Annotated in this window: 5 protein-coding genes and 1 riboswitch; of the genes, 4 read left to right on the top strand and 1 reads right to left on the bottom strand. The window is 42.1% G+C overall.

The genetic code is table 11. The annotated features are described in order from the left end of the window. The first annotated feature begins 75 nt into the window (after positions 1 to 75). Positions 76 to 172, top strand: a riboswitch (TPP riboswitch). After that, on the top strand, positions 173 to 2,404 hold the full coding sequence (locus BT_RS12080) for a TonB-dependent receptor (RefSeq protein WP_011108276.1): 2,232 nt from the start codon (positions 173 to 175) through the stop codon (positions 2,402 to 2,404). Between the two features lie 53 nt (positions 2,405 to 2,457). On the opposite strand, the gene BT_RS12085 is transcribed toward BT_RS12080, so the two are convergent. Continuing rightward, a complete protein-coding gene (locus BT_RS12085) occupies positions 2,458 to 6,591 on the bottom strand; it encodes a hybrid sensor histidine kinase/response regulator transcription factor (RefSeq protein ID WP_008764069.1) in 4,134 nt (1,377 codons plus the stop codon). Positions 6,592 to 6,951: 360 nt separating this feature from the next. Here BT_RS12085 and BT_RS12090 point away from each other — a divergent pair, with 360 nt between their 5' ends. Genes BT_RS12090 through BT_RS12100 form a run of 3 tightly spaced genes read left to right on the top strand, consistent with a single transcriptional unit; the run spans position 6,952 to position 13,366 of the window. Then, positions 6,952 to 8,274 carry an IPT/TIG domain-containing protein gene (locus tag BT_RS12090; protein ID WP_008764070.1) on the top strand — a complete coding sequence of 441 codons (1,323 nt, stop codon included), beginning with the start codon at positions 6,952 to 6,954 and terminating at the stop codon, positions 8,272 to 8,274. Positions 8,275 to 8,290: 16 nt separating this feature from the next. Next, a complete protein-coding gene (locus BT_RS12095) occupies positions 8,291 to 11,374 on the top strand; it encodes a SusC/RagA family TonB-linked outer membrane protein (protein WP_011108277.1) in 3,084 nt (1,027 codons plus the stop codon). Between the two features lie 12 nt (positions 11,375 to 11,386). Continuing rightward, positions 11,387 to 13,366, top strand: a complete 1,980-nt coding sequence (locus BT_RS12100; protein WP_010535408.1) for a RagB/SusD family nutrient uptake outer membrane protein — start codon at positions 11,387 to 11,389, stop codon at positions 13,364 to 13,366. The last annotated feature ends 48 nt before the right edge of the window (positions 13,367 to 13,414 follow it).

Below are 13,414 nucleotides of genomic sequence, written 5' to 3' on the forward strand. Positions count from 1 at the left end.
AAAGTTATATTGTTTTTAGCAAATCTAAAAGTTTTTTTTGCTTTCCTCCCGCAAAAGCAGTAATTTTGCCAACGATTCACTAAGTAGGGGTGCCTTAACATGACGGGCTGAGAACATACCCATAGAATCTGAACCGGGTAATGCCGGCGTAGAGAACTAATTAATAAGCAAGATGAAAAAAATGATGATGATGGCCGTCGCCTTATTGGGCGCAGGCTTCCCTGTCCATGCACAAACGAGTGCAAAGGATAGTCTGAAAGTAATCAACCTGCAAGAAGTGCAGGTAGTATCCACACGTGCTACAGCAAAAACTCCCGTAGCATTTACCAATATAGGCAAAGCCGAACTTAAAAAAGTGAACTTCGGGCAGGATATTCCCTACCTGCTGAGCATGACTCCTTCCACGCTGACCACATCGGATGCGGGATCGGGCATCGGCTATACGACTCTTCGTGTACGAGGCACTGACGGCACGCGTATCAATATCACTGTAAACGGCATCCCGATGAACGATGCCGAAAGCCACAATCTGTTCTGGGTAAATATGCCCGACTTCTCTTCTTCCGTAAAGGATATGCAAGTGCAACGTGGCGCAGGAACATCGACCAACGGCGCCGGTGCCTTCGGAGCCAGTGTCAATATGCAGACCGAAGGCGCGTCCATGAAACCGTATGCCGAGTTCAACGGTTCCTATGGTTCTTTCAACACCCACAAGGAAACTGTAAAAGTGGGAACCGGACTGCTGAACAATCACTGGACATTCGATGCCCGACTTTCCAACATCGGTACGGACGGATACATCGACCGCGCCTCCGTCAATCTCAACTCTTACTATCTGCAAGGAGGATATTTCGCCGAAAATACGTCTGTCAAACTGATCGCATTCGCAGGAAAAGAAAAGACGTATCATGCCTGGGGATATGCTACTAAAGCAGAAATGGAAGAACACGGAAGACGGTATAACCCTTGCGGCGAATATACCGGAGACGATAATGAAAAACATTATTATGCCGACCAGACGGATAACTATCTGCAAAAGAATTATCAACTCCTTTTCAACCATACTTTCTCCACTGCGTGGAATCTGAACGTAGCCCTGCACTACACCAAAGGTGACGGCTACTATGAGGAATATAAAGAAGACAGATCTTTCCTAGAATACGGTCTGAAACCTTTTACAACAGACGGAAAAGAAATTTCGGAAAGCGATCTGGTCCGTCAGAAGAAAATGGATAATAAGTTTGGCGGGGGTGTTTTCTCCCTCAATTATACCAACCACCGACTAACGGCATCTTTGGGCGGAGGCATCAACCAATACCGGGGTAATAACTTCGGGAAAGTGACCTGGGTAAAGAACTACATCGGCGCACTATCTCCCGACCATGAATACTACCGCAACCAATCGAAGAAAACCGACGGTAACATCTATCTGAAAGCAAGCTACGACCTCACCGGAGGACTAAGTGCCTATGCCGACCTGCAATACCGGCACATCGACTACACCATCGACGGAGCAAATGACAAATACGACTGGAATAAAAATGCGTTGCGTCCGCTGGCCGTAGACAAGAAATTCGATTTTTTCAATCCGAAAGTCGGACTGAACTGGAATATCAACTCCAATCACCGTGTCTACGCTTCTTTCTCCGTAGCTCAAAAAGAGCCGACAAGAAATAATTATACGGATGGCAATCCCGACAGTTATCCGAAAGCAGAAAAGCTGCTCGACTATGAAGCCGGATACACATTCGCCAATCATTGGCTGACGGCAGGCGCCAATTTCTACTACATGGATTATACCGACCAGCTTGTCCTCACCGGAGCTTTGAACGATATCGGTGAAGCCCTGACAGAAAACGTTCCGAACAGTTACCGGATGGGAATCGAACTGATGCTAGGTATCAAGCCCTGTAAATGGTTCCAATGGGATATCAATGCGACATGGAGCAAAAACCGTATCAAGAATTTCGTAGAAAACATTCCCATTTACGATGGCTGGAACCTACTGGACATCGTAAGCGTTTCTCATAAGAGCACCCGCATCGCTTTTTCACCGGATTTCCTGCTGAACAACCGTTTTGCTTTTACCTATCAAGGATTCGAAGCAGCTCTTCAATCCCAGTTTGTCGGCAAGCAATATATGACAAATGCGGAAGTGGAAGCATTGACTCTGGATAAATACTTTGTGAGCAACCTGAATCTGGCCTATACATTCAAACCCCGAAAGGTGGTGAAAGAAGTAACTTTGGGTGTGACCGTCTACAACCTCTTCAACGAAGAATACGAGAACAACGGTTGGGCATCCAGTTCTTACGACAAGGATGTGAATCACAGAATAAATTCTGCCGGATACGCTGCGCAAGCGGGTACAAACGTTATGGGCCATGTCTCTTTCCGCTTTTAACAATAACCATTCAAACAGATAAGACAGAAGCCGCCAACATGGAACGCGGCTTCTTATTTCCTCATTTTCTCTTCCATATATTTGGAAGGAAGCACCCCAAACTGTGCAACGAACTGCTTACGGAAGGAAATCATCGAATCATACCCTACCATTTCCGCCACTTCTGTCAGACTGCTATATCGCCCGCTCATGATAATAGAGGCAGCTTTACTCATCCGTACTCCATGAATCACCTCTATAATCGACAAACCTGTTTTCTGCTTAACCTTGCGATAAAGGGTCGGCTGGCTCATATTCAATTTGTCCGTCAGCACTTTTATTGTAAAATTCCGGTTTGATAAATTTTCTTCTATAATCTGAAGCATTTTAGGCATAAAAACATCCTGAACATCTTCTGAAGATTCCAGTACCTCTTCATCCAACATAAGAGTTTTCGCATAAAGTTTTCTTAGCAGATCACGTTGCTCTATCAACGCTTTCACCTTCTCTTTCAATAACTCCGGATTAAAAGGTTTCATTATATAGTCATCTACCCCTATTTGTAAACTTTTCAACCGGTCAGCATCCTCTGCTTTAGCTGTTAAAAAGATAATCGGTATATGAAAAGTCCGCTTATTTTCACGAATCTCCCGACTACATTCAAACCCATCCTTAACAGGCATCATTATATCAGATATGATTAATTTAGGTATATATTTATCAGCCATAGCCACCCCTTCTTCTCCATTTTCAGCCTCAATAACATTATAATCTTCTTTAAATAGACTGCATAAATATTCTCTCATCTCATCGTGATCCTCTATGATCAACAAATATTCCTTATTATTTTTCACTCTGTTAACGGCCTCTTCCATAGTCTCATTCTTTTCCTCTACTACTTCTTCCATCGGACGTTCTTCTGCCGGACACTCTTCTAACAAATCCCCCTTCATCGGATCAGGTACCATTTCATATTCCCCCTGCGCAAAATGAGAAAGTCCCACCGGAATGTGCAGAACAAATCGGCTGCCTTCTCCAACACGACTGGTCAACGTAACAAATCCATGATGCAACCCCATCGTATGCTTTACAATATGTAATCCAAGACCAATTGATGTGGAATATTGCGGGATACGTTTTCCTGTTACAAACGAATCAAACACGTGCTGTTGCAAATCATCAGGTATCCCAACCCCATTATCAGACACTGTAACAAGGCAATAAGGCCTTCCGTCAATTTCCGCCTCTGACACAGCCAGTTCAATACGTCCATTCTGAGAAGTATATTTAAAGGCATTCGATAGCAAATTTTGAACAGCTGATTCTATTTTCGCCACATCCACCCATAAATACAAAGGCACTGTATCCACCTGGACCAAAAATTCCCGCTTCTTGACCATAGCCATTTGCAGAAAAGGATTAGCCACCCGGCTAACAATCTCCTTTATATCCGATTCAGACAGATGAAGTTTTATCATACCGCCCTCTATCTTCTGTACATATAGCAGACGATCAACCAGTGTCTGTAGAGAAAGACAATTCTTGTGCAATCTGCTAAATGAATCAAACCAATTATCCGATGGGGTAATGGACTTCATTATATCATGTATAGGAGCGAGTATCAAAGTAAGAGGAGTTCTTAACTCATGAGCAGCATTCATAAAAAAATTCTCACGTTCTTCCCGTATATGCCGTTCTGCGTTTCTCTCCAAATTTGCAATCGTCAGTTCATGTTTCAATTGAATCATTTTTTTGAAACGACGCTGCCGCCGCAACAAACTATAGAAAATATAACCAACCAAAAATAAAACCGAGAAAATCAAAAGCAAACGAAACCAAACGGTCTGGCTCCAATGTGGAAGGATTGTTATCGGCAATGCAGTAACGTCTCCTTCCGTATTATTAGGGAACAATGTTTTGACTTCAAAAATATAATAACCGGCAGACAAGTTGGTAAACGAGACCTTACCCGCTTCAGAAACAATCCAATCTTTTTGATATGGATATAACCGATAGCTATATTTTTGCAGATCCTTCGAAAAAGCCAGATTATTGAAAAGGAGAGAGAAATCACGGTTTGCATTGACCAGTTCCAAATGGTCAATTGATGCAATGTTTGAGTCCAAAACAACTTGCCCTTTTATCTTCTCACCTATATTAATTGGCTTATTATCGACTTCTAATCCGGTTAAAAGAGTTTTGCTGGCAATGGTGGCAGATGTCAGTATTTCCGGTTCAAAATAAGTTAAGCTCTTATTGTTTCCCCAAAATAAAGTATTCTTAAACAACATCACAGATTTATTGCTACTAGAAATATAATAGTTGTAGAAAACATGTTGCTGTCGGCTATATCTTGAGATACCGGATATACTCCCCAACCAAATACGCTTCTTCTCATCTTCCACTATACAATCTATACAATCATTACAAAGTCCATCTTTTACTGTATAAAAAGACGCTATCCTATCTTCGCCCACAGGAATGATTCCAAATCCATTTTTATAACCCACATATACAGTTCCGTCAGTACCAGTCAGTAAAGCACTAACTACACGAGCTCCTATATTTTCTTTTTCTTCATATCCATGAACCATCTTTAATGGACGAACATTTACCTGTGATAATCGTACAATACCTTTTGCTGTCCCTATCCAGATATTCCGCTGTTTATCTTCACAAATAGCAGTGACCCATGGCTCTGCATCTTCTTTCAAGGCTTCACGCAATGAGAATAATTCAAAATGACCTGTCTGCCGATCAAATAAGTACAATCCGGCAGAAGTGCATACCCAAAACCGATAACGGGTGTCAATCATTAAGGCCACTATATAGGAATTTACCTTTTTTCCTAAATAATTGAGCGGATATATATGGAAAGAATCGGAACTCCAGTCATAACAAATCAAATTTCCGGAAGCATTTCCAAACCATAAATTAGAACATGAATCTTTGGTTGCACAAAACACCGGGACTTCTTTTTGATTGCCCACAGGAGAAAAGTTCAGCGGTCGCGATTTAGCATAAGGCTGGTCACTACGCATAATTCCTTCATGGTAAGTGCCCAACCAAATTCGACCATCTTTGTCAGCCACCTGAGCAGAGATTTCATTATGTTTTTTGCTGTGATATTGCATATAAGAATGCTGTCTAAAATCAAAATAGACAATCCCTCCTCCTCTAGTTCCGATCCATAGTATTCCCTCTTTATCATAATAAACAGAAATCATTCTTGTCTCTACATTCCGGTACTGCAAAAATGAGGTATTCGTATAAGGCGTTGCCGACAACTTAGAAGGATCATTTTCTTCAGGAGCTAACAGAGTATATCCATTCCAGGTTACTGCAATGTAAGAATCATTATCCAACGCAACCACCCCATACGCATCTGAATGTGATAAAGAAGACAACCTGGCATCCTCATTATACTGATAATAATCAGATTTTCCCGTGGGAATATGCAGACGAGTTACTCCACCCACTATAGAAGAAATCCAAATATATTCCCCTTCACTCATGATAGTAGTAGCATTAGCGCTAGGATTAATAGAGTATTTGAACTTCCGGACCACTTTACCTGCAATCTTATCAAAGAACAACAAATTTCCCTTATCGGTAACCAAATACAAGAAATGCCCGTCTTGTGAAGCACATAAATTCGAAAAAGATTCCCCCTCATCTAAAAAAAACGGATAGCCTGCTTCGACAGTCATCTCTATTTGTAAGTCACCTTTCACTAATTTATAATGTCGTTTCAAGCATTGCAATTGTCCGCCTTTCACTATCCAAAAAAGTGAATCCCCTGTTATTTCCATAGCACTTACAGAAATGGCCTTTTTCCCATCCTGAAAAGACGGAAGAACAAATTTCTCTTTCCGTCGATCAAAACAATATAAATACTCATTAGTTATTACCCACAATTTATCATCAGAAGTCTCTTTTATATCGGAAACATACATCCTCGCATTGTCTACACTAAAATTGCGAATCTGCTTCCCGTCATATCGACTCAGCCCATTAGTGGATCCAAACCACATAAAACGATCTTGATCCTGATAGATACAAGTAATGATGTTATCTACCAAGCCATTACTCATATTCAACTGATGTAGTTCATTATAAGGCAGAACAGCATAGAGAGAAGTAGTAATAACTAAAGAATTTATAATAGCAATCAAAACAAGAACGGTATATCGAACGGTTCGCTTCATTATATATTCATATTAGTTTAAGTGTCACAAAAATAATCAATATTATAACAGAAAGGCGAAGCAAATGATAAAAAAAGCAATTTTGAATGAAAAGATATACATGGATGAATAAAAGCATATGCTCCTGATTCCTTGAAATACCCTAAGTTTGTATCCTGAAAACCGAACGGAAAGTGTGCTTCACAATTATATATAGCCATTTACACCTTTGAATCTATAATATTTAAAACAATTAATCACATGAGAGAAAAAGCCAAAAGCCCTTAAGTCAAATTGAAATCAATTAGAATCTATTAAACCTTATTTAAATAGAAAGCCTAAAAGACCTTTTTTCAAACTAATAAAATCTTATAGAAAAACATGCGTAAATCATTTAATCTAATCTGGATGGTTTTCGGCTTCCTGCTACTAATAGTAGGTTGTAATGAAGACAAGAAAAGCACAGCTTTCGATCCTAATCAACCAGTCAAGTTTACAGAGTTTATGCCCGATTCCGGTGGCATACGAACCAAATTCATTGTTAAAGGCTCCAATTTCGGAGAAGACAAAAGCCAAGTGAAAGTTTACTTCAAGGATGAAGTAGGTAATGAGCGGGAGGCATTGGTTTTAGGTGTCAAGCCTGATGTTATTTATGCCCAAGTGCCCAAGCAAGCCGGAGGGGAAAGCCATGTACGGGTGGAGATTGCCGGAAAAGAAGCTGAACTCAGCAATGCTGAAAAAACCTTCAAATATATTGTAACTTCTTCCGTATCTACAGTAGTAGGAAAAGCCAAAGAAGGTGGCAATAAAGACGGAACTCTCGGCGAGACCACATTCAATACTCCAAGGTATGTAGCTGTAGATAATGATGACAATGTATTCATATTCGACTCTGATGGAAGAACGCGTTTATCATCCATCGAACAAAATAAAACGATCACTTTACTAGATGGCATGGTAATCGACCAACCTTTATTTATTGATAAAGAAAAGAAACAACTATTTGGTCCATGCGATAATGCCAACTTCGGTTGTTTCTTATTCGATGCTAATGTGAGCTGGGTGGCTGATAAAATGGGACAGCTTTTAGCCAACGGAGGATGGATGCATAGTGTTGTTCTCGACCCCGTAGATTCTACTTTTGTGATATACCGCCAAAATACAGGGCAATTGTGGACACAACCTTTCGATAAAAATAGAAGAACATTAAATCCCAACAAAGCAAAACGAATCGGTACACTCTATAATACAGGTTCCAATGGATTATGTGCTTACAATCCGGTTGATAAGTATGTTTACTGTGTGTTGCATAGTAAAAGTGCAGTTTATCGCTTTAAGCTCACACGCGATGCGGACGGTTGGCCAGCCCTAGATGGGGACATCGATGAATATATCCCCGGTGCAGGCGCAGGCTTCCGGGACGGAGATGTGCAAGAAGCACAGTTTAAAGAACCACGTGGAATTGCTATTGATAAAGAAGGGAACTTATACATAGCCGATGTTGGTAATAACCGAATACGCAAAGTTGACACCAAATTGAACGTCGTAACCACGATAGCAGGTAGCGGAGCTGCAGGATACAAAGATGGAGACCCTTTGGAAGCCCAATTCAATCAGCCCTGGGGTGTCTATTTGGACAAAAATGAATTTCTTTACATTGCAGATCAAAACAACCACTGCATCAGAAAACTTGCTATTGAATAATTAATAAGGAATAGAAATGAAAACACTATATTTTAAATTAGCCCTGTGTTTCTTTCTGCTATTGGCAGGAAATGCAACACAAGGGATATGGGCCCAACAAGAACCAATTCAAATTGCCGGAATCGTGTTAGATGAACATGGTGATCCGCTCCCGGGTGCAAACATATCTGTTAAAGGGAAAGAAAAAACCGGAACTATAACAGATATGGATGGTAACTTCAGTATGAAATCATTAGCTCCAAAAACAACGCTGATTGTTTCATTTATGGGATATAAGAGCAAAGAAATAGTGGTTGCTCAAACCGATAAGAAGATGCGTATATCTCTGGAGCCCGACTCAGAATCATTGGACGAAGTAGTTGTTGTAGGTATGGGAACACAACGTAAAGTCAGCGTGGTAGGTGCTGTCACCAGTGTCAATCCGGCTGCCATCAGTGCTCCGTCAACTTCCGTAGCCAATATGCTGGGAGGTGTGGTTCCCGGTATTATAGCCGTTGACCGAAGCGGCGAACCGGGGCAGGATGTTTCTGAGTTCTGGATTCGCGGTATCAGCACATTTGGTGCCAACCAGTCTGCGCTGGTTTTGATTGACGGTATTGAAGGAAACCTCAACGACCTCGACCCGTCGGATATTGAGAGCTTCTCTATCTTGAAAGATGCTTCGGCAACAGCCGTTTATGGTGTACGTGGTGCAAATGGCGTTGTTTTGGTAACGACCCGTTCCGGTCAGGAAGGTCGAACCAAGGTAACCTGGAAAAGCAGTATGACTCTCTCTTATTCCCCCCGTATGCCCGAATATCTGGAAGCATACGATTATGCCAGCTTGGCAAACGAAGCCCGAGTGGTAAGCAATATGGACCCTCTTTATAGCCCGACAGAACTGGAGATTATTAAAGCAGGACTGGATAATGACTTATATCCAAACGTTAACTGGCAAAAAGAGATACTGAAAGATGTAACTATCAATCATCAGCACTATTTAAATGTATCCGGTGGTGGAAAAGTTGCCAGATATTTTGTCAGTGTAGGAGGTACATTCAAAGATGCTATCTTCAAGCAAGACAAAGTTAACAAATACAACACGAATGTCAAATGGGCTAAATATAATTTCCGCGCAAAGGTAGACATGAACCTAACTTCATCGACGATCATGGGATTGGCTATGGACGGAGCTATTGTAGAAGACAGAGCACCGGGATTCGGAACTAACAATGACGCACTCTGGGCCGCACAAGCCTATCTGACTCCCCTGACGGTGCCTTTACGTTATTCCAATGGAATGCTTCCTGCTTATGGGAAAAACGGAGAACAAATCTCACCATATATCTTGTTGAACCATACCGGATTTAAAAAGGGAAACCGGACCACTATGAACATCAATTTCACCTTACGTCAAGACTTCGGGAAATGGATCAAGGGTTTGACTGCCAGAGGAATGTTCTCGTATAACAATAACAATATACACAACGTAGTCCGCTCCAAAATGCCGGACCTATACAAGGCCTTTGGCCGTTACAATGACGGTTCATTAATGACACAACGTACGGTATCAGCCAGCAACATTCAATTCGCCAAGAGTGCTGCCAGTGACCGGAGATATTACTTCGAATCGCAACTTGCCTATGAAAGACTTTTCAATCAGGAACATCGTGTAACCGGTTTGATACATTACTATATGCAAAGCACCGAAACCACCGAAGCAAATGATGAAATTTCATCTATTCCCAAACGTTATCAAGCGTTGTCTGCCAGAGCCACTTACTCTTATAAAGATGCTTATCTGATAGAAGGAAACGTAGGATACACCGGTTCCGAAAACTTTGAACCGGGCAAACAATTCGGTTTGTTCCCTGCAATAGCCTTAGGATGGATCCCGACCCAATACGAATTTATGCAGAATCATGCAGGATGGCTCAACTTTTTGAAGATCAGAGCTTCTTATGGTGAAGTTGGTAACGATCAGATCGGTGGTGGACGTCGGTTCCCATATCTGACGTTGATTAACTTTGGAGGTGGTAGTCGTTGGGGTTCCAATGGATTGACAGAAAAACAAATCGGAGCCAATAACTTACATTGGGAGGTAGCCAAGAAATATAACCTGGGTATCGACTTCCAATTTCTCAATGATAAAATAGGTGGAACGGTAGATATCTTCAGAGACACTCGTGATAATATCTTCCAGGAAAGAAAAATGATGCCTTCGGAAGTAGGCGTCGTGACCAACCCATATACCAACGTAGGACGTATGCGCAGTAGCGGTATAGATGGTAACATTTACCTGAACCAGAAAATAAACGAAGACAACTCTTTCACGGTGCGTGCCAACATGACATATGCTGTCAGCAAAGTTGTACATTGGGACCAAGATGCGGTGCGCTACCCTTACCAATCGTATAGCGATGTAAATTATGGTGTTATGCGCGGTTTGGTTGCATTAGGCTTATTTCAAAATCAGGATGAAATCAACCGAAGCCCGAAACAGACATACGGCGAAGTACGCCCCGGAGATATCCGCTATAAAGACGTGAACGCTGACGGAAAAATTGACGATGACGATATTGTTCCTATTGCACACTCCAATGTACCGCAAATTCAATACGGTTTTGCACTGGAGTACAGATATAAAAGATGGACTATCAGTGCTTTATTCACTGGAGCAGCCAAAGTTAACTTCTTATACGGCGGTTCCGGATTCTATCCCTTCTCAGGCGGAGAAGTCGGCAACATTCTATCCATCGTAAACGACCCGAAGAATCGTTGGACACCGGCATGGTATTCAGGGGATCCTTCTACAGAAAACCCGAATGCACGTTTCCCGCGCCTGACTTACGGAGAGAATAAGAACAATAACCGTGCTTCTACTTTCTGGCTGGCAGATGGTTCTTACCTGCGTTGGAAATCATTGGATATTTCCTATCGTATCGGAACGAATAAAGTACTAAGGACAGTGGGCATCAGTGATATGAATCTGCAATTTGTCGGACAGAATCTGGCAGTATGGGATTCAGTGAAACTATGGGATCCGGGACAGGCATCTAAAAACGGCGCCGTATATCCGCTACAGCGTACTTTCTCTTTACAGTTAACAGCTACGTTCTAATTGAAAACTATTATGAAAAAGATATTAAAGAAAAGCCTTCATATTCTATGCACGACACTGGGGATCATCCCGTTCATGCTGACTTCATGCAACTATCTGGCAGTTGATGAATACTTTAACGACCTGACTCCACTCGACTCCATCTTTGCCAGACAAGATTATCTGGAGCGTTATGTGTGGGGAACTGCGGCATTAATGCCCGCTCAAGGCAACTTGTTTTCCGGTTCCTACGGTCCTTACGAGACTGCGGTAGATGAAGTTCTTCTGTCATGGCAGAAAGCTGAGTACGCCGGTACCTACTTGTACGCAGACAAAATTACGCAAAACGATTCTTACTACAACATGTGGGGACAATACTACAAAGGTATCCGTAAGTGTAACACTATCTTCACCCGCATCGATGAATGCAAAGACCTGAAAGGATTGGACAGACGTGAAATTATGGGTTTGACTCATTTCATGAGAGCTTCCTTCTATTTCTATCTGTTGGAACTTTACGGACCGGCAGTCATCCTTCCCGAAGAACCGCTGTCGGTAGATGAAAACATTGAAAACTTGTCATTCGAACGTAACACGTACGATGAATGTGTGGAATATATCTGCAAAGACCTCGAAGAAGCTTACAGTCTACTGGACCCGACGCGCCCGAGCACTCAGTTCGAACGTCCTACCAAATATGCGGCAGCCGCCCTCATGTCACGTGTCCGGCTTTACCAAGCTTCCAAGTGGTACAACGGCAATCAATATTATGCCGACTGGACCACTTCCGACGGACGAAACATGATAGCCCAGCAATATGACCCGGTGAAATGGGCGAAATCAGCTGCTGCCTCCAAGAGAATTATCGATAGCGGTATTTACTCATTATACACTGTACCCAGCGATGAAAACACGTATGCATCCTCTCAGGCGTCACAAGCGGAATTTCCGTTAGGAGTAGGAGGAATCGATCCTTACCATTCGTATATAGACATGTTCAATGGAGAAGCACTGGCTGTGAAAAACCCTGAACTTATTTATGCTACTCCCTTGAACAACAACATCATTTCAATCGCCTTCCCGTTGAAACTAGGAGGATGGAACGGCTTAGGAATCACTCAGAAACTCATAGATGCCTACTACATGAAAGATGGAGAAGATTATGTGCAACAACCTGATTATTATGAAGAAGCGGGTACTGTACCTACCATCGCCACAGGATATGAGCTGAGACCAACCGTTGCCAAAATGTATCTGGACCGCGAACCGCGTTTCTACGCATCTATCGGATTCTGTGAATGTTTCTGGCCCGCAACTTCGGTAACAGGAACCGAAGCTCCCAACGTGACTAACTTTACAGCAGGATATTACGTGAATGGCAACTGTGCAAAACAGGCTGCCAATCCAGAAGACTATAACTTAACGGGATATACTCTAAAGAAATATATCCATCCGGAGGATAACTGTACCAGTCATACAGGTGCTAAAATAAAACCGAAAACATTCCCTGTATTCAGATATGCGGAAATACTGTTGAACTATGTAGAAGCATTGAATGAACTGAAAGGAGAACCGGAATATACGGAAGCGGCAGATAACACCACTTATCATGTTTTGTATAATCCGGAGGAAATCATGTACTACTTCAACATGATTCGTTACCGTGCCGGATTGCCGGGCATCACCCTTGCCGATGCCAGCGATCAAGTGAAGATGCGTCAGTTAATCATCCGCGAACGCATGATCGAATTTGCGTGCGAAGGAAGAAGATATCATGACCTGCGTCGTTGGGGACTAGCAGAAACAGAAGAAAACAAACCGGTACAAGGTATGGACGTTACCAAGAAGACAACCGAAAGAGACCAATTCTATACTGTTGTCAATGTAGTTCATAAGTATGCATTACGCAGCTTTGACAGGAAGATGTACTTCTATCCTATTCCGAGAGCCGTATTGGATAAAAATGCCAAACTGAAACAAAATCCAGGATGGGACGGATTCGGAGATTGGTAACTTTCCCCTTTCTATCATATAACTGATTATTAATCATATAAAATTGAA

Source organism: Bacteroides thetaiotaomicron VPI-5482, from assembly GCF_000011065.1.
Classification (GTDB): Bacteria; Bacteroidota; Bacteroidia; order Bacteroidales; family Bacteroidaceae; genus Bacteroides; species Bacteroides thetaiotaomicron.

Bases quoted from the DNA above. Each gene is read 5' to 3' on its own strand.
- BT_RS12080 (WP_011108276.1), top strand. From the start codon at position 173: ATGAAAAAAATGATGATGATGGCCGTCGCCTTATTGGGCGCAGGCTTC.
- BT_RS12085 (WP_008764069.1), bottom strand. From the start codon at position 6,591: ATGAAGCGAACCGTTCGATATACCGTTCTTGTTTTGATTGCTATTATA.
- BT_RS12090 (WP_008764070.1), top strand. From the start codon at position 6,952: ATGCGTAAATCATTTAATCTAATCTGGATGGTTTTCGGCTTCCTGCTA.
- BT_RS12095 (WP_011108277.1), top strand. From the start codon at position 8,291: ATGAAAACACTATATTTTAAATTAGCCCTGTGTTTCTTTCTGCTATTG.
- BT_RS12100 (WP_010535408.1), top strand. From the start codon at position 11,387: ATGAAAAAGATATTAAAGAAAAGCCTTCATATTCTATGCACGACACTG.